The organism is Blautia intestinihominis (assembly GCF_040096655.1).
In the GTDB taxonomy this organism is placed as follows: Bacteria; Bacillota; Clostridia; order Lachnospirales; family Lachnospiraceae; genus Blautia_A; species Blautia_A intestinihominis.
Genome location: NZ_JBBMEI010000211.1, coordinates 1 through 599, shown reverse-complemented (window position 1 = coordinate 599; position 599 = coordinate 1). Strand labels below are relative to the sequence as shown.

At 44.7% G+C, this 599-nt stretch carries 1 protein-coding gene; it reads left to right on the top strand.

Annotated elements, in window-relative coordinates; genetic code table 11:
- On the top strand, positions 1-599 hold a 599-nt coding region (locus tag WMO75_RS19745; RefSeq protein ID WP_349078885.1), incomplete at both ends, for a VirB6/TrbL-like conjugal transfer protein, CD1112 family.

Below are 599 nucleotides of genomic sequence, written 5' to 3'. Positions count from 1 at the left end.
TGTTTGGATAACATGTTCACGTCTGTCAATGAGCAGGTGGGAACCATAGCCGGGCAGGTGGGACAGACACCGCAGGGATGGAATGCCGGAATCTTCAATCTGATCCAGAACATTTCCCAAACGGTGATTGTCCCCATTGCGGGACTGATCATCACATTTGTCCTGTGCTATGAACTGATTACGATGGTAACGCAGAAAAACAATTTCCATGAATTTGAGACTTACAACATTTTCCTCTGGATCTTTAAGGCGTATGTAGCCATTTATCTGGTGACGAATACGTTCAATATCACGATGGCGGTCTTTGACGTTGGCCAGCATGTGGTCAACAATGCCGCCGGAGTAATTTCCGGAAACACAGCAGTGGACGCATCGGAAGCAATCACAAGGATTGTGGATGCACTGGAAGATATGGAACTGGGGGATTTGTTCTTGTTATCCATGGAAACGCTGCTGATCAGTATTACCATGCGGATTCTGTCGATCATTATAACCGTTATTTTATACGGAAGAATGATAGAGATTTACCTTTATACTTCCATAGCACCAATTCCGTTTGCCACCATGACCAATAAGGAATGGGGCAATATCGGAAACAA